This window comes from Variovorax sp. YR566 (assembly GCF_051992195.1).
Taxonomy (GTDB): Bacteria; Pseudomonadota; Gammaproteobacteria; order Burkholderiales; family Burkholderiaceae_C; genus Variovorax.
In genome coordinates this window covers 1716950-1740921 of the sequence record NZ_CP197092.1, presented here as the reverse complement: position 1 = coordinate 1740921, position 23972 = coordinate 1716950, and the positions used below count along the sequence as shown (strand labels likewise).

Sequence of the window (23972 nt, the reverse complement as noted above, 5' to 3'; positions counted from 1 at the left end):
GATCGGTTACCCCTTGGATTGCGCCGTTGCGGCCAAGGCCTTTTCGGCAGCGGCCTTTTGAGCATCGGTGGGGCGTTTCAGGCCAATGCGCATCGTGAAGTTCGCCACACGGCGCTGGTCGCGCGGATTCAGGTTCACGTTTGCCGACGTGATTTCGACCAGCTCCGGCTTCACGAGCCATGGGCTGTTGTTGCCCAGGTTGCGCAGCAACTCCGAGACCCGCTCGTTCGACTGGGCCATGCCTTGCAGCGTGACCGTCTGGTTGTCCTGCTTCATGCTGGTCAGGTAGACGCCATCGGGCAGTTGCCGGACCAGTTCGTTGAGCAGGTGCACAGGCAGGTTACGGTCGCCCTGCAGGTCTTCGACGGCCTGCTGGCGCGCGCGCAGCGCTGCGATTTCTTCCTGCAGCGTCGAGATTTCCTTGATCTCGACCTCGAGCTTCTTGATCTCAGCCGAGAGAAAGCTGTTCTTCGATTGCTGCGCCGCGATCTGGGCTTCGAACCAGAGGTAGCCCAAGCCAGCAATCAGAAGACCGAGCACCGCTGCGGCGCCCAATGTGCCAAAGAAAGCCTCGCGCCGCCGCTTGCGTGCAGCTTCGCGGTGCGGAAGCAGATTGATGAGGATCACTGCAGGAACCTCCGCATGGCCAACCCGCAAGAGGTCAGATAGGACGGCGCCTCGCGACGAACCTTCTTCTCGCGGATGTTCGAACTGAAGTCCATGCCGTCAAAGGGATTCAGGAGCGAGCAGGCGAACGAGGTCTGTCGCGTCACGGCGTTGGTCAGGCCCGGCAGCGATGCCGATCCACCCGCCAGCAACACATAGTCGACACGGTTGTGCGGCGTGCTCGTGAAGAAGAACTGGAGCGCACGCGCGATTTCCTGCGCGATGCCTTCCACGAAAGGCTTGAGCACACCGGAACCGTAGTCGTCGGGCAGATCGCCGCTGCGCTTCTTGGCTTCGGCTTCTTCAGCGGAAAAACCGTACTGGCGCACGATCAGTTGCGTAAGCTGGGCGCCGCCGAATGCCTGATCGCGGTCATACAGCACTTCCTGGTTGCGAAGCACCTGCATGCTGGTGGTAAAGGCACCCACTTCGAAGAGCGCCACGATCGAATCCACGCCCTTGCCGGGTAGTTGCTCGATCAGGCGGGCGGTTGCCAGGCGCGATGCATAAGACTCGACGTCGAGGATCATCGCCTTCAGGCCGGCGGCTTCCGCCAGGCCTTCGCGATCCTGCACCTTTTCTTTGCGGGACGCGGCAATCAGCACTTCCACGTCGCCGGCGGACGTGGCGCTCGGCCCCGTGACGCAGAAGTCGAGACTGACTTCGTCCAGCGAGAACGGGATGTACTGGTTGGCCTCGGACTCGACTTGAATCTCGAGCTCCTGCTCGCTCATGCCGCCCGGAAGAATGATCTTCTTGGTGATCACGGCCGACGGCGGCAGTGCAAGCGCCACATTGCGCGTGCGCGTGCCGCTCTTGCGGACGACGCGCCGGACGGCTTCCGCCACCTCGTCGAATTTCTCGACGTTGCCGTCAGTGATCCAGCCACGTTCCAGGGGCTCGATGGCACAGCGCTCCAGGACCAGCTTGCCGCTGGCCTCACGGCCGAGCTCGACCAGCTTGACGCTGGACGAACTGACATCCAGCCCAAGCAGGGGAGCGTTCTGACGACGAAACAATGATCCAAGAGCAGCCAAGTTAAGTCCCTCTCCCCCTGTATTTGTAACCAATAGAAAAATGTGCGTTCGGTTGCATGCTAGCAGCAGGCGTAGCGGCAACCAAGCAGCGCTGGGGGGCAAAACCCTGAAGCGTTGTCAAAACCTGACGTCAAATCCGCATTTTGTAACTTTTGAATTATGGCGATGCAAGGGCAGCAAAGATCGGATCGTGAAAAGAGGACGGCTTTTTATAATGTCCGGTGACTCTCCGGCCCCTCATGCAAGAAACTTCAAGCCCCAAAGGGCCAGCCAAGACCCCTCCCCCCAAGCGCCCGACCTGGCTGAAATGGCTGTTGCGCTTTTTCTTCTGGGGCTTCGGCATTGCCGCGGCCGGTGTGCTGGCGGTGCTTTGCGTGGTGGCGGTGGCTCTTGCCGTCGCGTATCCGAACCTGCCGGACATCAGCGAACTCTCCGACTACCGGCCCAAGCTGCCGCTGCGGGTGTTCTCGGCTGAAGGCACCCTGATCGGCGAATTCGGCGAGGAACGCCGCAATCTCACGCCGATTTCCGCCATTCCCAAGGTCGTGAAAGACGCCGTGCTCGCGGCCGAAGATGCACGCTTCTACGACCACGGCGGCGTGGACTACAAGGGCATGGTGCGCGCGGGCCTGGCCAACATGAATCGCGTGAAGAGCCAGGGCGCGTCGACCATCACGATGCAGGTGGCGCGCAACGTCTACCTGAGCTCGGAGAAGACGCTCACCCGCAAGATCTACGAAGTGCTGCTGACCTTCAAGCTGGAGCACCTGCTCACCAAGGATCAGATCTTCGAGATCTACCTGAACCAGATCTACCTCGGTAACCGCGCCTACGGCTTCGCCGCCGCCTCCGAAGCGTATTTCGGCAAGCCGCTGCAAGAACTCACGATCGCACAGGCCGCCATGCTGGCCGGCCTGCCGAAGGCGCCGGGTGCGAACAACCCAGTCAACAACCCGCAGCGTGCACGCGGCCGCCAGTTCTACGTGATCGACCGCATGCAGGAGGCCGGCTTCATCACCGCCGAACAGGCGGCCGAAGCCAAGAAGGAAGAACTGCACCTGCGCGATGCCGCCGACCCGAACCGACTGCACGCCGAGTACGTCGCGGAAACCGTGCGCCAGCTGATGTACGCCCAGTACGGCGACAGCACCTATACACGCGGCCTGAAGGTCTACACCTCGCTGGTCGCGGCCGACCAGGCGGCAGCCTACAAGGCGCTGCGCAAGGGCATCATGGACTACGAGCGCCGCCAGATCTATCGCGGCCCCGAGAAGTTCGTCGATCTGCCGAACGACGCCAAGGAACTCGACGAGGCGGTGGACGACGCACTCAGCGACCACCCCGACAACGGCGACGTGATGGCAGCGGTCGTGCTCAAGGCCACTGCCAAGCAGATCGACGCCGTGCGCGGCAACGGCGACCCCGTGCAGATCACCGGCGACGGCCTCAAGCCCGCGCAGTCCGGCCTCTCCGACAAGGCCCCGCCCAACATCAAGATCCGTCGCGGCGCGGTCATTCGCGTGGTGAAGACGCTCAAGAACACCTGGGAAATCACGCAACTGCCCGAGGTGGAAGGCGCCTTCGTCGCCATGGATCCACGCGACGGTGCCATCAAGGCACTGGTCGGCGGCTTCGATTTCGGCAAGAACAAGTTCAACCACGTGACGCAGGCCTGGCGCCAGCCGGGTTCGAGCTTCAAGCCTTTCATCTATTCCGCGGCGCTTGAAAAGGGCTTCACCCCGGCCACCGTCATCAACGACGGCCCCCTCTTCTTCGACGCCGGCACCACCGGCGGCCAGCCCTGGGAGCCCAAGAACTACGGCGGCGGCTACGACGGTCCGATGTCGATGCGCACCGCGCTGATGAAGTCGAAGAATCTCGTGTCGATCCGCATCCTGCAGTCCATCGGCACGCGCTACGCGCAGGAGTGGATCACCAACTTCGGCTTCGACAAGGACAAGCACCCGGCCTACCTGCCAATGGCGCTCGGCGCGGGCTCGGTCACGCCGATGCAGATGGCGGTGGGCTATTCGGTGTTCGCCAACGGCGGCTACCGCGTCAATCCGTATCTCGTGACCCGCATCACCGACCACAAGGACAAGGTGTTGGTCGACAAGCAGCCGCCGCTGCTCAACGAGTCGCTGCGCGCCATTCCCCAGCGCAACGCCTTCATCATGGACACGCTGCTGAATTCAGTGGCCCGCGCCGGCACCGCTGCCAAGGCACAGGCCATGCTCAAGCGCCCCGACCTGTACGGCAAGACCGGCACCACCAACGACTCGCTCGATGCCTGGTTCGCCGGCTTCCAGCCGACCATGACGGCCATCTCGTGGATCGGCTACGACACACCGCGCAACCTGGGCGACCGCGAAACCGGCGGCGGCCTGAGCCTGCCGATCTGGATCACCTACATGGAAACCGCCATCAAGGGCGTGCCGGTGACAGAGCTGTCGGCCAACCCGCCTTCAGGCATCGTGAGCGTCGGCGGCGAGTGGTACTACGACGACTACGCGCCGGGACGCGGCGTGGCAAGCCTGGGCGTGGAGTCCACGCCTGCGGCGCCAGCGGAAGCCCTGACCGGCGCCCCGGTGAGCCCGCCGGCCCCGCCCGAGGAGCGCAACCGCATCCTCGATCTTTTCCGCAACTGACGGCGGAGACGCAGAATCAGGCAGCCGCGAACGCCAGCGGCTGGCCTGCCTGCAGGGTCGCCTCGCGCGACAGGTTGCCGAAGAATTCTTCCCCGGTCTTGGTATCGACCCAGACCTGGCCGTTATGGCGGTAGTGGTAGCCGCCAGAGCGCGCGGCAAGCCAGATTTCCTGCAGGGGCTTTTGCAGATTCACGATCAACTGACTGCCGTTGCGAAATGAAATCGTGATCATCCCGCCCACCCTCTGGTTGTCGATGTCAGCGTCGGTCGCATCGTTGATGCGGTCGCAGCCTTGCTCGATGGCGGAGAGCGCGGCTTCGGCGCGGTCCATGTACTCGGTGTCGGTCATTACAGTTTTCGAATGCGGGCGAGCGCCTTCGTAAGCGCTGCCTTTGCTCGTTGTCCTTTAGGGGTGTCTAAGTCGATGCCCGCTATTACGCCCTCAAGTGCTTCTTCTGCGGGGTCCTTCCCTGCGATGTCCGCGAGAGCGGCACGGTCTGTCGGGCTGCACGCGCGCTTTCCCGTCTTCCATGCACTGATCGTTGGCTGCTGCATGCCCAGAACCTGAGCGAGCTTGTATTCGCTTCCAGCAATGGAGGCAGCTTTCTCGATAAGAAGATTCAATTGGTTCATAGTTAGCACCTTAGCTAATACTTCGCTACCTTAGCAATATTGCTAAGCGTTAGCAGGTTTAGTAATTCTGTCACTAGGAGCCGCCATGCACCAGCCTGACCTTCTCGATTGCGTACCTCCCGCCGATAGCGGCTCGTCTGGCAGCTTGGCGGCTCTGGGCGAGTCCGTGCGGGAGGTGCGCTCCGGCCGCCGCGCGATCCACGCTGACAGTGCCGCTCGCGTGCGTGCTCATCGCGCCGCAAAGGCCCGTATCGACTTCACCGACGATCCCAAGATCAAGCAGACCATCTCCGAGATTGCCGATGGTCTCGGCTGCTCTGAGGCTGATGTGCTGCGGTCGTTTACCCGCTTCGCGCTGACCAATCGCAATTGGAAGCAGGTGGGCCTGTACGGCTCGAAGGGGCTGTGATGAGGCCCGATTGTGTTGAGTTCCGCTGACCTCTGACCCTGGGGGGGTGCGGATAAAAACTTGGACTGGTTTTATGTCGAGAGTCCGAGACTTTGTCGGTATTCGATGGGGCTGCGAGAGCCAAGGGAGATCTTGATCCGCTTCTCGTTGTACCAACGGATGTAGGAATCAACTACCTCGATGAACTGCTCAATGGTCGTGGCCTTCCAGTCCCGAGGGTAGAACATTTCCGTTTTGAGCCGGCCGAAGAAGCCTTCGCACGCCGCGTTGTCAGGCGAGCACCCTTTGCGGGACATCGAGCGGATGAGCTTCGCTTCTCCGATACGCGACAGCCAGCCTGGCCAGCGATAGTGGGCGCCGCGATCTGAGTGGACAACGGGCCGGTCGTTGGTATCGACCACCGTCTCGATGGCTGCGTCCAGCATCGTGTTGACGAGCTCAGCGTCTGGATGCGTCCCAATGGACCAGCTGATGACCAGGCCATCGAAGCAGTCGATGACGGGCGAGAGATACACCTTGCCGGCCGGGATCTGGAACTCGGTGATGTCGGTGAGCCACTTCTCATTCGGCGCTGCGGCGTGGAAGTCGCGATTGATGAGGTTCTCGGGCGCTGGACTGATCTCCCCCAGATAGGAGCCGTACCGACGCCGCTTCGGCTTGGAGACGACCAGGCTCTCCTGTTTCATCAACCGCTGCACAACCTTCTCAGAGATGGTGACGCACTGCCTTGTCAGCGAAGCCTGCAGCCTGCGGTAGCCGTAGCAGCGGTGATTCATCTCGAAGATATCGGTAATGCTGCGACGCACAGCGAGGTATTTGTCTGCCACCTTCACACGGGCTCGATGGTAGAAGTACGAACTGCGCGCCAGATCCAACTGAGCAAGGAGCTCTGGCAGGGCATAGAGCTCTTTGAGGGCGTCAACCACCAATGTCTTCTCCCGGTTGGTCAGGAGTTGCAGATCGACGCCCAGGCCTTTTTTTACTATTTCATTGGCCTTCTTCAAAAGGTCGCGCTCGAGTTGCAGATGCCGGATGTCACGCTGCAGCGATTCGAGTTGTCGCTCCAGCTCTGCCAGTTCTGGTACTGGCGGTGAGTTGTTCTTGCGTTTCATGGATGCGGCAGCCTCCGGGCCGAGTAGCTGGTTTTTCCAGTTGTACAGCGTTGGCCTGCACACGCCCAGCCTTTCAGCCACCGCCTGCGCATTTTCTTGTCGACTGCAAAGCCCGATGACTCCGGCCTGCTTCAACGCCTCGGGATACCTTGGGCGAGCAGCCCTCCCAACCATGGCTTTCCTGGCCTCAGGCAGCGCCTCGCGAACCCATGCGGTCAACGTCCCACGACCCGGATAGCCCAAGGCTCTCATCGTTGCGGCAATGCAGCGATCGTGAGTGATGTAGTGCTCGACAGCCGCCTCCTTCTGCGCCTGCGAGTACTTGGGGACTCGGCCCGCATAGCCCACAGGCAAATCGAGCCGCTGCTCGTATTCGCGGTGCCAGCCCTTCAGGGCATTCTTGGTTGGATAACCCAGCTGACGAATGGTCGCCCTGACGCGTTTGCCGAGCTTGATATACAGCTCGACCGCTCGAATCCTGTCTTCGTATGAATACATGAACTACCTCCTGGTAGTCCAAGTTTTTGTCCGCATCCCCGTTTTTACGTGGGTCAGTCTTAGAGACGGAAATTACTGCGTTTAGAGGGTCAATTTTCGACGGCAATCAACATCGAGGAGAAGCGATCAGCTGTTAAGAGGCGTCCAGTGCTCGAGGACGTGCTGCAGCGCATTGGTCCGGGCGATACATTGGTGGTCTACAAAATGGATCGACTGGCGCGGTCGTTGGTGCATCTTCTGAGCGTCCTAGAGCATCTACAGGACCGTTCCGCTCGGTTTCGGTCTTTGACTGAGCCTATCGAGACGGAAACCCCTGTTGGGCGTCTGTTCATGCAGATGCTGGGGTCATTCGCCGAGTTTGAGCGTGCGCTCATTCGTGATCGGTGCGTGGCTGGCCAGATTGCGGCGCGTGCACGTGGGCAGGTGTGGGGTCGGCCGCGTGTGTTGGGGCCAGAGGATGAGGAGGGAGTAGTTGAGATGTATCGCTCTGGCTTCTACACGGTACCGCAGATTGCGGTCATGCTCGATGTTGGCCTTGGTGCCGTTCGTGGGCCGCTCTGCAGGGCGGGGCTGTTGTCGGCGCGGTATCTACGCTGACAGTGTTTCACGTAGCCGGAGTAGCTCAAATGTCGAAGCCATTGGTTTTGTTTGCCTTAGCGAGCCTGATGATGGCACCGGCGTATGCGCGTAGGAGAGGCGGTGGTGGCGGCGATATGGACCCGTGGCTTTCCGACGTAGCGTTGTATGTGTTGGTCGGGCTTGCTGCTTTGGCCGTTATTGGCGTTTTGCTGCGCTATTTGGGCCGGCGTTCTGCTGCAGATATGGCACGAGAACGAAGCATGAAGCGACAGGCACGAAGGCAGTCCAGTCAGAAGCGATAGCGATATGCCCAGTTCTTCCGAACGTTGAAATGCTGTGAACCTGTCGAAATATGCCATTATGCGATTGGGCGCCGCTCCGCAGTATCGAAAAGTACTTTAAAAATGCACCTAACTCGTTTAATCCTGCTCGCAACATTAATTCCATCAATCTCGTGGGCATCCCTTAGCTCGGAGCAAGCTTTTAAGCAGTGCGAACAAGGGCGTGGCTCTCTAGAACAGCAGCTTGCAGCTTGCGACCCAGCTTTGAGTTCCCGCGATATATCCGCTCGACTACGCGCACGCGTACACTTAATTCGCGGCAATGCATTCAGCTCGGCAGGTGATCTTCAGACCGCGATGGGAGAGTATGACAAGGCTATACGCGTAGATTCCACCTATGCGATGAGCTACAACAATCGCGGGACCATTTGGAATCAAGTAGGCGAGCCGCGAAAAGCCATCGCTGAGTTTGACAGGGCCATCAACCTAGATGCGAAGAATGTCATGTTCTATCAGAACAGAGGTTCGACTTGGATTGATTTGAATGCACCAGATAAATCAATAACAGACTACGAAAAGGCAACACGTCTCGCTCCTGGACGTTCAGGGGATCATCAAATGTTGGCTGTCGCTTGGAATGCAAAGGGAGATTGGAAAAAGGCAATCGAGGAGAACAATGAGGCATTGCGACTCGACCCGAGAAATTTTCAAGCACTTAACAACCGCGGCACCATTTGGCTGATGCGAGGGGATGCAGGTAAGGCGATGACGGACTTTGACGCGGCCATCAAGATTTGGCCGGGATTCCCGATGGCGTTGGTGAACCGTGGCAATGAGTGGAACCGAATCGGAAAGTACGACCTCGCACTCGCCGATTTCGATCTCGCGCTGCGAGGCGCACCTGCGTTCCCGCAAGCATTACACGGCCGGGCAGTTGCATGGAAGAACAAGGGGGATTTGGACAAGGCGCTTGCCGACCACAATGAGGCGATTCGCCTGCGGCCAACCGATGCCATGGAGTACTTGTACCGCGCCGAAGTGTGGCGCCGCAAAGGAAACAATGATCGCGCTGAGGCCGACAAGGCTGAGGCCTATCGGCTCGACCCAAAGCTTAAGCCGGCAGTACCAAAGTAGCGCAGCTTAAGCGCTTAGAAATGCAGGCAGACGGCCTGCGCTTGTGACCAGACGCGAGCTACCGATCCCTCCAGCGTCGAAAAGTACAATTTCGCTATGTTGAACGTTCGCCAAATTCTAGTGAGCACTCGCGCCCGCGCTGCGCTCATGGTCTGCCTCGTCGCAGGCGCTGCCGGTCTGGTTGCTTGCGGACAGCGCGGTGCGCTGTACCTGCCGACCGATCCTGCCGCCGCCGGACGAGCCACGTTGCCGCAGCTGATGACGCCCGAAAGCTTGCGGTCGTCATCCTCCTCCAGCGAGGCTGCGCCCGCACCAGCGGCTGCCGCAAGTGCACCGGCCAGCAACAGCACGGAACCGCGCAAGTGAGCGCCGATATCACATCCCCCGCCCTCCCCGGCCAGCCGCACATCGCAGAACGCGATGGCGCACTGCACGTCGAAGGCGTTGCGCTCGACGCGCTGGCCCGCGAGCACGGCACCCCTCTTTTCGTCTACTCGAAGCAGTGGATGCTGGATGCCCTGGCGGCCTACCAGCGCGGCTTCGAGGGTCGCGATGCGCTGATTTGCTATGCGATGAAGGCCAATTCGTCGCTCGGCGTGCTGCGCGTTTTCGCGGAAGCAGGCTGCGGCTTCGACATCGTCTCGGGCGGCGAACTGGCTCGCGTTCTGGCCGTGGGCGCCGATCCGAAGAAGATCATCTTCTCGGGCGTCGGCAAGACCCGCGCGGAAATGCGCGAAGCCCTCGCTGCCGGCATCGCCTGCTTCAACGTCGAGAGCGAAGCCGAACTCGACGTGCTCAACGAAGTGGCGATGGCCGAAGGCAAGCGCGCGCCCATCAGCATTCGCATCAATCCGAACGTCGATCCGAAGACGCACCCGTACATCTCCACCGGCCTCAAGGGCAACAAGTTCGGCATCGCGCACGATCGCGCGGTCGAAGCCTACCGGCATGCTGCAAGGCTGCCGGGCCTGGAAGTGGTCGGTATCGACTGCCACATCGGCTCGCAGATCACCGAAGCCTCGCCCTACCTCGACGCCTGCGATCGCGTGCTCGACCTGGTCGAGGCAATCGAAGCGGCCGGCGTGCCGATCCATCATCTGGACTTCGGCGGCGGCCTGGGCATCGACTACAACGGCGAAGTGCCGCCCAAGGCCGATGCGCTGTGGCAGCAGCTGCTCGCCAAGCTCGACGCGCGCGGCTTCGGCCAGCGCAAACTGGTGATCGAGCCCGGCCGCTCGCTGGTCGGCAATGCCGGCGTGTGCGTGACCGAGGTGCTCTACACCAAGCCCGGCGAGGACAAGAACTTCTGCATCGTCGACGCGGCCATGAACGACCTGCCGCGCCCCGCGATGTACCAGGCCTTCCAGCGCATCGTGCCGGTGCGCAGGCGCGCTGGCGACGCGCCGACCTACGACGTGGTCGGCCCGGTCTGCGAAAGCGGCGACTGGATCGGCCGCGACCGCGCGCTCAACGTGGTGGCGGGCGACCTGCTGGCGGTGCTGTCGGCGGGCGCGTACTGCATGAGCATGTCCAGCAACTACAACACGCGCGGCCGTGCCGCCGAGGTGCTGGTGAGTGGCGCCAGCGCCAGGCTGATCCGCCGCCGCGAGACGATGGAAGACCAGCTGCGCAGCGAGATCGACGGCTGATTGCCGTCCGTCAGTTGGTGCGCAGCGGCTTCTCGCTGTTGCGCACCGCGCCCGTTGCCGCTGCTGTCGGCTTCGCCTTGCGCTTGCTCGCAAAATTCCACACGCGCCACGCAAGCAGCACCCCGATGATCGCAACGTAGATGAACACTTCGGCGAAGTTGTTCTTGCCCGCGCGCATCCAGAAGAAGTGCAGCAGGCCCAGGCCCGCGATCACGTAGACCAGCTTGTGCAGCATCTGCCAGCGCTTCGCGCCCATTGCCTTGATCGCGCGATTGAACGACGTGGCCGCCAGCGGCGTCAGCAGCACGAAGGCCGAGAAGCCCACCAGGATGAACGGCCGCTTCGCGATGTCCTTGGCAATGTCGCCCCACTCGAAACCCATGTCGAACCAGCTGTAGCACAGCAGGTGCAGCACCACGTAGAAGTAGGCGAACAGGCCGAGCATGCGCCGGTAGCGCGCAAGCGCGTTCCACTTGCTGATGACGCGCAGCGGCGTCACCGCCAACACGATGCAGATGAAGCGCAGCGTCCAGTCGCCGGTGGCGCGAATCAGGAACTCGGCGGGGTTGGCGCCGAGGCCATCCGTGAACGCGCCGTAGGCCAGCCGCGCGAACGGCAGCAGGCACAGCAAGAAGATGACCGGCTTGGTCGCCGGATGCATGAGCAGCTTGTTCATGGAGCGATGGCCGGGTGCAGAGGCAAGCTCAGTAGTTCTTCTTCAGGTCCATGCCCGCATAGAGCTGGCCGACCTGGGCTTCGTAGCCGTTGAACATCTCGGTCTTGCGCCGCTTGGCGAACAGGCCGCCGCCGTCGCCGATGCGGCGCTCGGTCGCCTGGCTCCAGCGCGGGTGGTCAACGTTCGGGTTCACGTTCGAATAGAAGCCGTACTCGTTGGCCGCAGCCTTGTTCCACGCCGTGCTCGGTTCCTTTTCGACGAAGCGGATCTTCACGATCGACTTGGCCGACTTGAAACCGTACTTCCACGGCACCACCAGGCGCACCGGCGCGCCGTTCTGGTTGGGCAGCACCTCGCCGTACATGCCGAAGGCAAGCAGCGTGAGCGGATGCATCGCTTCGTCCATGCGCAGGCCTTCGGTGTAGGGCCAGTCGAGCACGCGCGAGCCCACGAAGGGCATGGTCTTGGGGTCGGCCAACGTCACGAACTCGACGAATTTGGCATTGCCCTGCGGCTCGACCTTCTTGATCAGCTCGGCCAGCGAATAGCCGACCCACGGAATGACCATCGACCAGCCTTCGACACATCGCAGGCGGTAGATGCGCTCTTCCTGCGCGCTGAGCTTGAGCAGGTCTTCGATGCCGTACTTGCCCGGCTTCTTGACCAGGCCTTCGACCTCCACGGTCCACGGCCGCGTCTTCAGCGTGCCGGCGTTCTTGGCCGGATCGGCCTTGTCGGTGCCGAACTCGTAGTAGTTGTTGTAGGTCGACGCGTCCTTGTAGTCGGTGAGCTTTTCCATCGACATGGCCCCCGGCACCGCCGACTTGGCGCCCGGCAGCGGCGCGAGCTTGTTGGGGCGCTCGGCCTGAGCCCACGCTTCGCGCGAGGCAAAACCGGCCAGCGCCGCCCCTGCCGCGCCACCAGCCATGAGCTTCAGCATGTCGCGCCGGCTTTCGTAGGCGGCGCGCGGCGTGATCTCGCTCGACAGCGGGTGGGTGAAGCCGTTGTCGCTGCTGCTGTTGCGACGGATCGGGCGGGAATGGAACGACATGACAGGCCTTTCGCGTGAATCGTTGTGCTCAGGGTAGTTCGTGACCAACCCTGATTTGGTTACGCGCCGTCGCGGCGCGCGGTTTCAATTCTTCGCGAAAGACCGCAAGCTTGCGTCTACAGCGTGCCGTAGCTGTGCAGCCCGCTCAGGAACATGTTCACGCCAAGGAAGGCGAAAGTGGTGACCGCCAGCCCGCCCAGTGCCCACCAGGCCGCCACGGTGCCGCGCAGGCCCTTCACGAGCCGCATGTGCAGCCAGGCCGCGTAGTTGAGCCAGACGATCAGCGCCCAGGTTTCCTTCGGGTCCCAGCTCCAGTAGCCGCCCCAGGCATCGGCGGCCCACAGGGCGCCCAGCACGGTGGCGATGGTGAAGAAGGCGAAGCCGACGGTGATCGACTTGTACATGACGTCGTCGAGCACGTCGTTGGCCGGCAGGCGCGCCGCGATGCGCTTGCGCCCCAGCAGGATGCCCGCCGCAATCAACGCCGAGATGCCCGCATAGACCACCCAGTAGCTGCCGCCAGCTTCCTGCACGCGCTGGCGGAACGCCACCGGCACGAAGCACAGCGCCACGCCCAGCAGCCAGATCGGCGTGAGCTTGTACCAGCGCGTCTCGTTGGCCTGCTCCTTGATGAGGTAGGCGAAGGCGACCATGGCCGACAGCGCGAAGGTGCCGTAACCGATGAAGTTGGCCGGCACGTGCAGCTTCATCCACCAGCTCTGCAGCGCAGGCACCAGCGGCTGGATTTCATGCGCCTCGCGCACGATCGTGTACCAGAGCAGAAAGCCGACCGCCGCGCTCACCACCAGCATCACGAAGGCGCCGAGCGCGCGCGTGTTGTAGCGCTCTTCGAAGTAAAGGTAGAACGTGGCCGTCAGCCAGCAAAACAGCACGAACACTTCGTACAGGTTGCTGACCGGGATGTGGCCGATGTCCGGGCCGAGCAGGTGGCTTTCGTACCAGCGCACCATGGTGCCGATCAGCGCCATCGTCACTGCAGCCCAGGTCAGGCGCGAGCCGATCATGTCGAAAGCATCCGACTGCTTGCCGCCGAAGAAGCCGAGCCAGTAGAACAGCGTACCCATGAAGAACAGCACGCTCATCCAGAGGATGGCCGACTGGCTCGACAAAAAGTACTTGAGCCAGAACACCGTGTCGGCGCGTGCCAGGTCGCCCTGGTAGGACGCGATGGCCAGCAGCGACGCCGCGGCCACCACGATGGCCAGCACGCGCAGCGGCCGCCAGAACCAGCCGATGGAGATCATCGCGATCACCGCGGCGACGAGGATCGGCTTCTCGTAATAGTCCATCGACCCCGCATAGCGCGCGAACGCGAACAGGCCGCCAGCCAGCACCAGCGCCGCGAACACCCAGTCGAACAGGTTGCGGCGCGAGAGCCAGCTTTCATTGAGCGTGAGGGTCGTGGTGTTCATGGTGTCTCGGGTTCTGTCTTGTTCAGGGCGAGCAGCTTGTGCTTGAGGTGCTCGAATTCGCGGTCGCTGTCCATGGTCTTGCGATTGACCGAGAACGCCATCGTGGCGGCGGTCTCCAATTTGTCGCCGTCGGTCCCGTTGCCATCGGGCGTCAGCCACACCCAGAGGCGCCGCTCACGCACGTACAGCATGGCAAAAATCCCGACGATCAGCAACAGACAGCCCAGATAGACGACGTTCTTGCCAGGGGCGCGCGCCACCTGGAACACGCTGGCCTGCACCTGGGTGAAGTCAGTCATCATCATCGCGACCGGGGCCGGGTAGAAGTGCGCGTCGCTGATGGCCAGCACGGCCTGGGTCAGGTAGGCCTGCGACTTCTCGTCGTTCGGCAGCGCGGCCAGGCCGGCGCCTTCGCGGCTCAGGTTGAGCACTTCGAACAGCACATCGTTCAGGATGCGCACCAGCACGCCGCCTGCGCGCTCGCGCTCGGCCTCGGGCACGTTGACTTCCATGAACTCTGCAATCGCCTGCCAGCCGCCTGCGGTGGTGGCGTCGGCCTTGGCACGCTCGCTGCCCGAGAACAGCGCCAGCGCGCGCGTGGCTGACACGCGCAGCTGCTCGGCCATTTCAGGACGCTTGGGGTCTGTCGCCTTGGCGATGTAGCGCTCGACGGCACGCGCGCGGGTGTCGGCGTCGCCGAGTGCAGCGCGCATGCGCACGAAACCATCCATCGAGCCCTGCTCGTCGGCCGGCACGCGCAGGTAGCGGAACGGGTCTTCGGGCTTCTCGCGCATGCCGAGCAGGAACACCGGCTGGCCGTCGCCGGTGTCGACCGGCACCATGTAGTTCTGGTACTCGCGCGCCTGGCCGGCGGCATCGCGCAGCTTGTAGCCGATGCTCGGGCCGATGTTGCGCAGCACCTTCGGCTTGTTGGTCTTGTTGGCGGCGCCCAGGCGCGATTCGATGTCGTGGCGCAGGTCGACCTTGCGCACGTCGGCGCCGCTGCCCATGGCGCCGGCGTCGGCGAAGTTCTCGACGTTGATCACCCGCAGCGCGGCGTATTCGAGCGTGAGCTTGTCCTTGCCGTTGGTGATCTCGGTGCTCGGGCCTCCGATGATGCCTTCCACTTCGAAAGACTTGGCGGCGGCCGCCATCGGCACCGCCTTGAGCTTCACCTTGGAGCCGCCATCGTCGAAGCTCGACTGGTAGATCTCCACGCCCTTGTAGCTGGCCGGGTGGTTGACCTCGATGCGCGCCGGCACCTGCTCGCCGGTCTCGCGGTCGTGCAGCACCACCTCGCTCGCAAACAGCTTGGGCATGCCGGTCGAGTAGTAGTCGACGATGAACTTCTTCAGCTCGATGGAGAATGGCAGCTCCTGCAGCAGCACGCCGTCGGACTGGTTCAGGATGGCCACGCTGCCCTGCCCGCCTTCGGGCACGAGGATGTTGCCGCGGAAGGTCGGGTTGCTGGCGGACAGGCGGTGCTCCGGTGCCACGTCGGCGATCATGCCGCCGCCGGTGAACACGCTCTTGCCGTTGAACCAGGTCTGCGCGCGCACCACGAGGTCGCCGTCGAGCAGGCCGCCGATGCACACCAGCACGATCGCGCTGTGGGCCGCGATGTAGCCGAGCTTGTGGGCGCCGCCGGCGCGCGCCGCGACCATCCAGCCTGCGGAGGTCGGCCGGCTGCCATCGACGGCCTCGCGCTGCTGCAGCTTGACCTTCCAGCCGCCGCTCACCAGCAGTTGCCCGATGCGGTTGGCCGCTGCTTCGGGCGTTTCACCGAGCCGGTTCTCAGCACGCTGGCCGAAGGCCTTCAGGCTCTGCGCACGGATGTCTTCCTTGAAGGTCTTGAGGTCGACCAGGATGCGCGGCGTGTTGCGCGCAATGCACAGCGTGGTGCTGATCACGAGGAACAGCAGGATCAGCAGGAACCACCAGGCGCTGTAGATGGAGTCGAGCCGCGCCGCGCGGAACAGCTCGGCCCAGAACGGCCCGAACTGGTTGATGTAGTTGTTGATCGGCTCGTGCTGCTTGAGCACGGTGCCGATGATCGACGCGATGCAGATGATGGTGAGCAGCGCGATCGCGAAGCGCATCGACGAAAACAGCTCCACCGCAGCGCGAAGCATGTGCGGGCCGCGATGAACGCGAAGGCCATGGGTGGAGACGGACATCGGGCGAAGGTAAGGGAAGAAGGGAAGAAAGCAAAAAGGCGGGCCATCCTGCTGGATCGGCCCGCCCTTTGTTTGGGGTTGTTGTCGGCGGTTAGTTCACGCTCTGAAGCGCATCGTCATCAGCGCAAGCCGGCGATGTAGTCCGCCACGGCGGCAATTTCGCGGTCGTTGAGCTTGGCAGCGACGCCGGTCATGGGGCCGCTGTTGGTACGCACGGGAGTGCCGTCGCCACGGAAGGCCTTGAGCTGGGCCACGGTGTAGTCGGCGTTCTGGCCGCCCAGGCGCGGGTATTGAGCGGGCAAGCCGGCGCCGTTGGGGCTGTGGCAGCCGGCGCAGGCGGGGATGGAGCGCTCACCGATACCGCCGCGGTAGATCTTCTCGCCCAGGGCCACGGTGTCCTTGCTCTTCGAGAAGCCGGTCTTGACCTTCTTCGAGGCCACGAACCAGGCGATGTCGCGCATGTCCTGGTCGCTGAGGTTCGCGGCCATGGGACTCATGACGCTGTTCTTGCGCTTGCCGGACTTGAAGTCTTCCAGCTGCTTGAGGATGTATTCGGGATGCTGTTGCGCCAGCTTGGGGTTGGCCGCGATGGTCGAGTTGCCGTCGGCGTTGTGGCACGAGGCGCAGCTCTGCACTGTCGGAGTGCTCGCATTGAACAGCGTGTCCCCCTTGGCGGGGTCCGGCTTGGCCGGTTTTGCAGGCGCCGCGGCCGGAGCAGCCGCGTGTTCATCGGCTGCAAAACTCGCGCTGGATGCGATGCCCACGAGGGCTGCAAGCAGAATATTGGCAAACAACTTCATATCGGGGGCTTCGAATTTATGGCGCAAAACCTCACGATTCTACAATGTGGGTCTTGTTTCGAAAGTCCGTAGATGCCCTCCCCGCGCGCCAAGCCCGCTGCCTATCCTCCCCGCGCGGCCCCCGCCGCGGACCCCCAGGTCGCTGAACGCGAGCGCGTTGCGCTCGGCTGGCTGCACACCGCCCACTTCCTCACCAGCGCCCCCCAGCTGGAGCATCTGCCCCCCGTCGACCTGCCCGAAATCGCCTTCGTCGGCCGCTCCAACGCCGGCAAGTCGACCGCCATCAACACCCTCACGCAGCAGACGCGCCTGGCCTTCGCCTCCAAGACGCCGGGCCGCACGCAGCACATCAACCTGTTCGGCATAGGCAAGCAGAAGGTAGACGACGCGGTGCTGGCCGACCTGCCCGGCTACGGCTATGCGGCCGTTCCGCGCGAAGCCAAGCTGCGCTGGCAGCGCGTGATGGGCAACTACCTGATGACGCGCGAAAGCCTGCGCGGCGTGGTGCTGATGTGCGACCCGCGCCATGGCCTGACCGAGCTCGACGAGATCCTGCTCGACGTGATCCGCCCGCGCGTGGAACAGGGCCTCAAGTTCCTCGTGCTGCTGACCAAGTCCGACAAGCTCACGCGCAGCGAAGCCGCCAAGGTGCTGTCCATTACGCGACTGAACGCCGGCGGCGGCGAGGTGAAACTGTTCTCGGCTTTGAAGAAGCAGGGCGTTGGCGAAGCAGCCGAACTGCTGTGGCGCTGGGTGCATCCGGATGGGGCTGCCGCACCGGCAACGCCATCGGAGCCACCGGCGGAGCCAGAAGAGGCCTGATCACAAAACAGGCTGTACCGACCGTCCCATCTGCGCAGTTCACTATCAAAACAATAGCAACAGTCAACCCAAGGAGACAAGAAGCATGATCGAGACCTTCCAACGCAGCCTGCCCAACGGCACCACCCTGAGCTGCCGCGCCGCCGGCAAGCCGGGCCAGCCGCTGATGGTGTTCCTCCACGGCTTCCCCGAGGCCGCGTTCATCTGGGACGAACTGCTCGACTACTTCGCGGACCCCGCCCACGGCGGCTACCGCTGCGTGGCGCCCAACCTGCGCGGCTTCGAAAAGTCGAGCGCGCCGACGGAAGTAGCGGCCTACAAGGCTCACCTGCTGATTCAGGATATCCAGCAACTCGTCGCGACCGAAAGCGCCGATGGCACCATGGCCGCGCTGGTGGCCCACGACTGGGGCGGCGCCTTCGCCTGGGGCTATGCCAACGCTTTCCCGCAGCAGGTCGGCAAGCTGGTCATCATCAATTCGCCGCACCCGGGCACCTTCACCCGCGAACTGCGCAACAGCCCGGAACAGCAGCAAGCCAGCGCCTACATGAACTTCCTCGCGCGCCCCGACGCCGAGGGGCTGCTCGCGGCCGACGACTTCAAGCGCATGTGGCCCTTCTTCCTGCTGATGAAGGCCGGCCCGGACGGCTTCGGCTGGCTCACCGAAGAAGTGAAGCAGAAGTACCGCGAAGTCTGGAGTGCGGGCCTCACGGGTGCCTGCAACCTCTACCGCGTGACGCCGATGAAGCCGCCGCTGCCGGGCCAGACCATCGACAGCATCCCCGTGCTGCCGCGCGAACGGCTCACGGTGGACGTGCCGACCTTCGTGTTCTGGGCGCTCGACGACGCGGCGCTGCTGCCCGGGCTGCTCGAAGGGCTGGAAGACTATGTGCCGAAGCTCGAGGTGAAAAAGGTGCCGAACGCGACCCACTGGATCGTGCACGAGCAACCACAACTGGTCGCCCGCGAGATCGAAGGCTTCCTGCAGCGCAATCAGTAAATCGGAGGCTCGCCTTCGGGGCGGGTCTTGAACCGCCGATGCACCCAGTAGTACTGGGCAGGCATCGTGTCGATGTAGCCCTGCAGCCGCGTGTTCATGAGCGTGGTGTCGGCCTCGACGTCGTCGGTCGGAAAGTTCTGCCAGGTCGGCAGGATCTCGATCTCGTAGCCCCCGGGCGTGAGCTTCGACACCACCGGCACAACCTTGGCCTTGCCCAGCCGCGCGAATCGCGACAGCGAGGGCACGGTGGCCGCCTGCACGCCGTAGAACGGCACGAAGATGGTCTGGTCGCGCCCGAAGTCCATGTCGGGCAGCAGGTACAGCAGGCCGCCCTTGCGCAGGCCCTGCAGCACCGGCTTGATGCCGTCCACCCGGTTGAGCGCCGCCACGTCGCCGAAGCGGGTGCGGCCTTCACGGATCCAGGCATCGACCATGGGGTCGCGCTGGGTCGTGTAGATGGTGGCCGAGGGGCGCGCCGTGTGCATGGTCAGCGCGGTGGCCGCGGCGTCGAGGCCGTAAAAATGCGGCGCGAACAGGATCATCGGCTCGTCGCCGTCGGCGATCTCGCGGATCTCCGAAGCGGCCCCGACCACCTTGAGCCGGCTCGCCACCACCTTTTCGGGCGCATGCCAGAGCCAGCTGCGGTCCAGCCAGGACTGCGCCACGTAGACGAAGGTCTCGCGCGCGATGGCGCGCCGCTCGGCCTCCGATTTCTCGGGGAAGCACACCGCCAGATTGGTATCGACCACGCGCCGCCGCGGCACGGCGACGGTGTGAAGGATGCGGCCGAGGAATGCGCCGAAGCCGCGTACGAGCGGCAACGGCAGCGGCGCAATCACGCGCATGAAGCCGATGCCGAGTCGGGAACCGAGGCTCATGCGGCCTCCCCGGCGGCAGCAGCCACGCGCTCGGCGCGCGGCTCCTTGTAACGGGCGTAGTCCCACACGTACTGGCCCGGCAGGCTGTGGATCAGCCGGCCGATGGCGTCGTTCATGGCCGCGGCCGCGTCCTCGATGGAAGCCGACGGGTCGGTCAGCGCCGTGCCGACGATGGGTTCGAAGCGGATCACGTAGCCCGCACCGTTCGGCAGGCGCTCGCACACGCTCAGGAAGCAGGCCGCGCCGGTCTGTTGCGCGAGGCGGGGAAGCAAGGTCATGGTGTAGGCCGGGCGCCCCAGGAACGGCGCCCATACGCCCTGCCCCAACGGCGGCACCTGGTCAGGCAGGATGCCGGTGTAGCCCCCGCCGCGCAGCGTGCGGATCAGGCCGCGCACGCCGCTGTTGTTGGTGGGCAGCGTCTGCAGGCCGGGCCGGTCGCGCGAGCCGGCGGCGATCAGGTCGGCCATCCATTTCTTGCGCGCGGGGCGAAACAGCGCCGTGATCGGCCCGTAGGCCGCGAGAAAGCGCTCGCCGATGGCCTGGCCGCACATCTCCCAGCTGCCGAGATGCGGCGCCACCAGGATCACGCCCTTTTTGGCCTGCATGGCCGCCTCGAAGGCCTCGACGCCCTCCCAGCGCACCACACGGTGCAGCACGGTCTGGCCCTGAGGGCGCAGCCAGAGCCAGGGCAGCTCGGAAGCCATCTTGCCGGCGGCGGCAATGGCGGGACGGTACTGGTCGGGGGCGAAGCCCGCGCTCTCGGCGTTGGCCTTGAAGCGGCGGCGGTAGTCCGGCGCGCTCCACCAGACCAGCCAGCCCAGCATGGCGCCGAGTCGATGCATCAACGGCATCGGCACGCGGGCAAGCAGGCGGAACAGGGTGATCATTGAAAACGGGAGGGGGTCAAAAAACGGACGCGCGCGCATGGTATTGCGCGGCTCGAATAGAATGCAAATTGTCGCCGAGTTACGGAACAACTTGCAGGGCGACAAACACAAGCGCGAAGCGATTGTGCCCCCGCCGATTCATCGGCATCTGCTAAAGCGTTCGCCATGGCTCCGCAGAGTTGGCAACGCGCCAACCACTTCAAGGAGTTTGAACAAATGGCGAACGATTTCCTCTTCACTTCCGAATCGGTTTCCGAAGGCCACCCCGACAAGGTAGCCGACCAGATCTCGGATGCCATCCTGGACGCGATCTTCGAGCAGGACCCCCGCAGCCGCGTGGCCGCCGAGACGCTGACCAACACCGGCCTGGTCGTGCTAGCTGGCGAAATCACGACCAACGCGCACGTCGACTACATCCAGGTGGCGCGCGACACCATCAAGCGCATCGGCTACGACAACACCGAGTACGGCATCGACTACAAGGGTTGCGCCGTGATGGTCTGCTACGACAAGCAGTCCAACGACATCGCCCAGGGCGTGGACCATGCCAGCGACGACCACCTGAACACCGGCGCCGGCGACCAGGGCCTGATGTTCGGCTACGCCTGCGACGAAACGCCCGAGCTGATGCCCGCGCCCATCTACTACGCGCACCGCCTCGTCGAGCGCCAGGCCCAGCTGCGCAAGGACGGCCGCCTGCCCTTCCTGCGCCCCGACGCCAAGAGCCAGGTCACGATGCGCTACGTGGACGGCAAGCCGCACAGCATCGACACCGTGGTGCTCTCCACCCAGCACAGCCCCGACCAGAGCGAAACCTCGACCAAGATGAAGGCCTCGTTCAACGAAGCCATCATCGAGGAGATCATCAAGCCGGTGCTGCCCAAGGAGTGGCTCAAGGACACGCGCTACCTGATCAACCCGACCGGCCGCTTCGTCATCGGCGGCCCGCAGGGCGACTGCGGCCTCACCGGCCGCAAGATCATCGTCGACACCTACGGCGGCGCCTGCCCGCACGGCGGCGGTGCGTTCTCCGGCAAGGACCCGTCGAAGGTCGACCGCTCGGCTGCCTATGCCGCGCGCTACGTGGCCAAGAACATCGTGGCCGCCGGCCTGGCGCGCCAGTGCCAGATCCAGGTGGCGTACGCCATCGGCGTGGCCCAGCCGATGAACATCACGGTCTACACCGAAGGCACCGGCGTGATCCCCGACGACAAGATCGCCGAACTCGTGCGCGAGCACTTCGACCTGCGTCCGAAGGGCATCATCCAGATGCTCGACCTGCTGCGCCCGATCTACCAGAAGACCGCCGCCTACGGCCACTTCGGCCGTGAAGAGCCCGAGTTCACCTGGGAAGCGACGACGCAGGCGCCCGCACTGCGCGCAGCTGCCGGCCTCAAGTAAGAAGCAAGAAACGGCGGTGGGTCAGAAGCGGTAAGCGCCGCTCAAACCCACCGTCCAGTTACGGCCCGGCGCAGGCTCGTAATAGCGCGCATTGCCCTCGTTGACGATGACCGAGCCCACGTAGCGCCGGTCGAACAGGTTGTCGACACGCGCGAAGGCGTTGAACTCCCAACGCTCCCATTTCTTCAGATAGCCCGCATACATCGCCGCGACGGCATAGCCCGGCGCGCTCGCGGTGTTGACGTCGTTGGCCTGCATTCGGCCCAGCGCACGCATCTCGACACCGGCACGCCAGCCCTCGGGCGGCACCCACCCCAGCGATGCAAACAGCGACTGCCGTGCAATGCCCGGAATGCGATTGCCCGCGGCCACGGTGTTCGCAGCCGCGCACGGAGACGGTGAACAGAAGACATCGCGATACGTCGCATCCAGCCATGTGTAGGCCAGCTGCGTGCGCCAGTGATTCGCAGTCTCGTGCTGCCAACCCAGCTCGAAGCCGTTGCGCCTGGTGCGGCCCGCGTTCTGGAAGGTCGCGCGGCCGCCGACGTTGGTGTCCGTGACGATCTCGTCGCGCGTGCGGGTCTGGAACAGCGCCGCCGTCAGCAGGCCGCCCGCAAGCCGCGCCTTGGCCCCGACCTCGATGCTGTCGTTCACCGACGGCCGCAGCGCGAAGTTGAGCCCGCTCGCGCCGTTCGCCCGATAAGAAAGCTCGTTCAGCGTCGGCGTCTCGAAGCCGCGCCCGATGGAGCCGTACAGCGCCAGGTCCGGAGTCGCCTGGTAGCGCAGCGAAGCCACGGGCAAGGTCTTGCTGTAGCGCGCACTGCCGCTGTCGTCGCGGTTCGCGCCGACGATGTAGCGGTCCTGCGAACTGAAATGCACGCTGCTGCGGCGCACGCCGGCTTCGAGCGTCCAGCGGTCGGTAAAGCGCCAGGTGGCTTGCGCGTAAGGATCGAGGTTCCAGGCTTCGTTGAGCTCGTTGCGCCTGAGCCGCCCCTGCACGCCGAGCACCGGCGCTGAAACCGGCCCGAGGTAGTTCTCATAGCCACGCCGCTTTTCGCGCAGGCTGTCATAGGCAAGGCCCGCCACCACGTCGAGTGGCCGGTCGGCCAGCGTAAGCGCGGCGCTCCAGCGCAGGTCCACGCCGCCGTACTGCCGCGACAGGTCGATCACGCCGCCCGCGTGCAGCGGGCTCTGCTGCGCAGATGGCGGGATCGACTGGAACTGCGTGGTCTTGCGCTCGCCGCCATAGACCATGAGGCGCAGCCCCTGCTGCGCGTTGATGCGGTGCTCGTAGAGCAGACCGGCCTGCGTCTGCTCCACCGTCTTGCGGGTGTCGTACTGCGTGGCCAGCGGGGCGTTGCGCGGTGCCAGGGCGTACTGGTCGGCCGTGAGGCCCAGCGGATCCTGCGCGTCGATGCGCACGCTGTTGAAGATCAGCGTCAGCTTGTCGCCGTTGTCCAGCGCGATGCCGAGCTTGCCGTTGGCGATGTCGCGCCGCGCCGCGCTGTGCTCGCGCCAGCCGTCGGTGTGGAAGCGGCTCGCGTCGAGCAGATAGTCCACCGCCCCCTGCGATCCGCTCAGTTGCAGCGACTGCCGCCAGGTGCCGAAGCTGCCACCCGCGAGCGAGTACGCCAACCGCGGCGCGCCCTCGCCCGAAGCGGTGAATGCCTGCACCACGCCACCCGACGAGTTGCCATACAGCGCCGAGAACGGCCCGCGCAGCACTTCGACCCGGTCCAGCGAGCCGATGTCGATGTTCGAAGTCTGCCCCTGGCCATCGGGCAAGGTCGCGGGAATGCCATCGACATACAGCCGCACGCCACGCACGCCGAAGGTCGAGCGCGCGCCGAAGCCACGGATCGACAGCTGCAGGTCCTGCGCGTAGTTCAGCCGGTTCTGCACCTGCAGCCCCGGCACCGCTCCGAGGCTTTCCGAAAGATTGACCTGCAGGCGGCTGTCGCGCATCTCATCGCCATCGACACGGTCTACCGAGCCTGGCACGTTGAAAGGCGCGACTTCGCCGCGTGGCGTGGAGACAGTGATCTCGCGCAGACGCGCGCCGCTGGTGTCAGGATCGGCCGATGGCTCCTGCTGGGCCTGCGCGGCCAGCGGAACACCCAGCAAGAGAAGGCAGGCGGCGGCGGCAACGGGCGCAGGTTTCATCGCGCCGATTCTGCTTCGGCGCACCAGCTACGCGTGTC

General features: G+C 64.0%; 22 protein-coding genes. 9 read left to right on the top strand and 13 right to left on the bottom strand.

Annotated features, from left to right (window positions below; translation table 11 throughout):
• Window positions 1–6 precede the first annotated feature (6 nt).
• Together ACTG4X_RS08000 and ACTG4X_RS07995 are read right to left on the bottom strand one after the other, a co-directional pair.
• Window positions 7–627: a PilN domain-containing protein gene (locus ACTG4X_RS08000; RefSeq protein ID WP_093048536.1), complete on the bottom strand. Its 621-nt coding sequence runs from the start codon at window positions 625–627 to the stop codon at window positions 7–9.
• The gene (locus ACTG4X_RS07995) at window positions 624–1703 is read right to left on the bottom strand and encodes a pilus assembly protein PilM (RefSeq protein ID WP_093048533.1); all 1080 of its coding nucleotides are present in this window, start codon (window positions 1701–1703) and stop codon (window positions 624–626) included. The genes ACTG4X_RS08000 and ACTG4X_RS07995 overlap by 4 nt, the downstream gene beginning before the upstream one ends.
• A 239-nt stretch (window positions 1704–1942) precedes the next feature.
• Here ACTG4X_RS07995 and ACTG4X_RS07990 point away from each other — a divergent pair, with 239 nt between their 5' ends.
• Window positions 1943–4351, top strand: a complete 2409-nt coding sequence (locus ACTG4X_RS07990; protein ID WP_097199970.1) for a penicillin-binding protein 1A — start codon at window positions 1943–1945, stop codon at window positions 4349–4351.
• Between the two features lie 16 nt (window positions 4352–4367).
• Here the strand turns inward: ACTG4X_RS07990 and cyaY are convergent, their stop codons facing one another.
• On the bottom strand, window positions 4368–4700 hold the full coding sequence (gene cyaY, locus ACTG4X_RS07985; RefSeq protein ID WP_354337427.1) for an iron donor protein CyaY: 333 nt from the start codon (window positions 4698–4700) through the stop codon (window positions 4368–4370).
• On the bottom strand, window positions 4700–4984 hold the full coding sequence (locus ACTG4X_RS07980; RefSeq protein ID WP_440533566.1) for a hypothetical protein: 285 nt from the start codon (window positions 4982–4984) through the stop codon (window positions 4700–4702). The genes cyaY and ACTG4X_RS07980 overlap by 1 nt, the downstream gene beginning before the upstream one ends.
• Before the next feature lie 85 nt (window positions 4985–5069).
• Between ACTG4X_RS07980 and ACTG4X_RS07975 the strand changes: the two genes are divergently transcribed.
• Window positions 5070–5393, top strand: a complete 324-nt coding sequence (locus ACTG4X_RS07975; RefSeq protein WP_440533565.1) for a hypothetical protein — start codon at window positions 5070–5072, stop codon at window positions 5391–5393.
• A gap of 71 nt (window positions 5394–5464) precedes the next feature.
• Here the strand turns inward: ACTG4X_RS07975 and ACTG4X_RS07970 are convergent, their stop codons facing one another.
• A complete protein-coding gene (locus ACTG4X_RS07970; RefSeq protein WP_097197408.1) occupies window positions 5465–7003 on the bottom strand; it encodes an IS3 family transposase in 1539 nt (512 codons plus the stop codon).
• Between the two features lie 147 nt (window positions 7004–7150).
• Here ACTG4X_RS07970 and ACTG4X_RS07965 point away from each other — a divergent pair, with 147 nt between their 5' ends.
• The 4 genes from ACTG4X_RS07965 to lysA all read left to right on the top strand — a co-directional run bounded on the left by ACTG4X_RS07965 (window position 7151) and on the right by lysA (window position 10646).
• Complete coding sequence (locus tag ACTG4X_RS07965; RefSeq protein ID WP_440533564.1) at window positions 7151–7600, top strand: recombinase family protein; 450 nt, start codon at window positions 7151–7153, stop codon at window positions 7598–7600.
• 386 nt (window positions 7601–7986) lie between these two features.
• A complete protein-coding gene (locus ACTG4X_RS07960; protein WP_440533563.1) occupies window positions 7987–8997 on the top strand; it encodes a tetratricopeptide repeat protein in 1011 nt (336 codons plus the stop codon).
• 96 nt (window positions 8998–9093) lie between these two features.
• Window positions 9094–9363 (top strand): LPS translocon maturation chaperone LptM, encoded by a 270-nt coding sequence (gene lptM, locus ACTG4X_RS07955; protein ID WP_093172502.1) that lies wholly within the window; start codon window positions 9094–9096, stop codon window positions 9361–9363.
• Window positions 9360–10646: a diaminopimelate decarboxylase gene (gene lysA, locus ACTG4X_RS07950; protein ID WP_440533562.1), complete on the top strand. Its 1287-nt coding sequence runs from the start codon at window positions 9360–9362 to the stop codon at window positions 10644–10646. The genes lptM and lysA overlap by 4 nt, the downstream gene beginning before the upstream one ends.
• 10 nt (window positions 10647–10656) lie before the next feature.
• Here lysA and ACTG4X_RS07945 read toward each other — a convergent pair whose 3' ends face one another.
• The 5 genes from ACTG4X_RS07945 to ACTG4X_RS07925 all read right to left on the bottom strand — a co-directional run bounded on the left by ACTG4X_RS07945 (window position 10657) and on the right by ACTG4X_RS07925 (window position 16783).
• Window positions 10657–11322 (bottom strand): sulfite oxidase heme-binding subunit YedZ, encoded by a 666-nt coding sequence (locus ACTG4X_RS07945; RefSeq protein ID WP_093172506.1) that lies wholly within the window; start codon window positions 11320–11322, stop codon window positions 10657–10659.
• 28 nt (window positions 11323–11350) lie between these two features.
• Window positions 11351–12373: a protein-methionine-sulfoxide reductase catalytic subunit MsrP gene (gene msrP / locus ACTG4X_RS07940; protein ID WP_093172508.1), complete on the bottom strand. Its 1023-nt coding sequence runs from the start codon at window positions 12371–12373 to the stop codon at window positions 11351–11353.
• Between the two features lie 116 nt (window positions 12374–12489).
• A complete protein-coding gene (gene ccsB, locus ACTG4X_RS07935) occupies window positions 12490–13806 on the bottom strand; it encodes a c-type cytochrome biogenesis protein CcsB (RefSeq protein WP_093048512.1) in 1317 nt (438 codons plus the stop codon).
• On the bottom strand, window positions 13803–15983 hold the full coding sequence (locus tag ACTG4X_RS07930; RefSeq protein ID WP_440533561.1) for a cytochrome c biogenesis protein ResB: 2181 nt from the start codon (window positions 15981–15983) through the stop codon (window positions 13803–13805). Before ACTG4X_RS07930 ends, ccsB begins: the two co-directional genes overlap by 4 nt.
• A 119-nt stretch (window positions 15984–16102) precedes the next feature.
• Window positions 16103–16783, bottom strand: coding sequence for a c-type cytochrome (locus tag ACTG4X_RS07925; protein WP_093075895.1), 681 nt, complete (start codon window positions 16781–16783; stop codon window positions 16103–16105).
• 72 nt (window positions 16784–16855) lie between these two features.
• Here ACTG4X_RS07925 and yihA point away from each other — a divergent pair, with 72 nt between their 5' ends.
• Together yihA and ACTG4X_RS07915 are read left to right on the top strand one after the other, a co-directional pair.
• Window positions 16856–17605, top strand: coding sequence for a ribosome biogenesis GTP-binding protein YihA/YsxC (gene yihA, locus ACTG4X_RS07920; RefSeq protein ID WP_093048504.1), 750 nt, complete (start codon window positions 16856–16858; stop codon window positions 17603–17605).
• Between the two features lie 85 nt (window positions 17606–17690).
• Window positions 17691–18605 (top strand): alpha/beta fold hydrolase, encoded by a 915-nt coding sequence (locus tag ACTG4X_RS07915; protein ID WP_440533560.1) that lies wholly within the window; start codon window positions 17691–17693, stop codon window positions 18603–18605.
• Here ACTG4X_RS07915 and ACTG4X_RS07910 read toward each other — a convergent pair.
• Both ACTG4X_RS07910 and ACTG4X_RS07905 read right to left on the bottom strand, forming a co-directional pair.
• Window positions 18599–19483, bottom strand: a complete 885-nt coding sequence (locus tag ACTG4X_RS07910; RefSeq protein WP_440533559.1) for an LpxL/LpxP family acyltransferase — start codon at window positions 19481–19483, stop codon at window positions 18599–18601. The genes ACTG4X_RS07915 and ACTG4X_RS07910 overlap by 7 nt on opposite strands.
• Complete coding sequence (locus tag ACTG4X_RS07905; RefSeq protein ID WP_093048491.1) at window positions 19480–20370, bottom strand: lysophospholipid acyltransferase family protein; 891 nt, start codon at window positions 20368–20370, stop codon at window positions 19480–19482. The genes ACTG4X_RS07910 and ACTG4X_RS07905 overlap by 4 nt, the downstream gene beginning before the upstream one ends.
• A 216-nt stretch (window positions 20371–20586) precedes the next feature.
• Between ACTG4X_RS07905 and metK the strand changes: the two genes are divergently transcribed.
• On the top strand, window positions 20587–21771 hold the full coding sequence (gene metK, locus ACTG4X_RS07900; RefSeq protein ID WP_093050301.1) for a methionine adenosyltransferase: 1185 nt from the start codon (window positions 20587–20589) through the stop codon (window positions 21769–21771).
• A gap of 21 nt (window positions 21772–21792) precedes the next feature.
• Here metK and ACTG4X_RS07895 read toward each other — a convergent pair whose 3' ends face one another.
• On the bottom strand, window positions 21793–23934 hold the full coding sequence (locus ACTG4X_RS07895; RefSeq protein ID WP_440533558.1) for a TonB-dependent receptor domain-containing protein: 2142 nt from the start codon (window positions 23932–23934) through the stop codon (window positions 21793–21795).
• Window positions 23935–23972 lie beyond the last annotated feature (38 nt).